We start from the raw sequence: 266 nt of genomic DNA, 5'->3' as shown, positions 1-266 counted from the left end.
GCACTGGGCCAGTTTGTGATGAAGACCAGGAGGACCCTGAAGGGCCACGGAAATAAAGTTCTGTGTATGGACTGGTGCAAAGACAAAAGAAGAATTGTGAGCTCTTCCCAGGATGGGAAGGTGATCGTGTGGGATTCGTTCACTACCAACAAGGAACACGCTGTGACAATGCCGTGTACCTGGGTGATGGCATGTGCATATGCCCCTTCTGGATGTGCCATTGCTTGTGGTGGCCTGGACAACAAGTGTTCTGTGTACCCTCTGAC

The 266-nt window shown here is 51.5% G+C and carries 1 protein-coding gene; it reads left to right on the top strand.

The window, feature by feature from the left end; all coding sequences use genetic code 11:
- Positions 1–18: 18 nt before the first annotated feature.
- The coding region (locus AC1ECF_RS17650) for a hypothetical protein (RefSeq protein ID WP_480390744.1) at positions 19–266 on the top strand (248 nt) is incomplete at its 3' end.

Source organism: Psychrobacillus sp. Z3-81, assembly GCF_056620325.1.
This window is presented reverse-complemented; position numbering and strand designations above follow the sequence as displayed.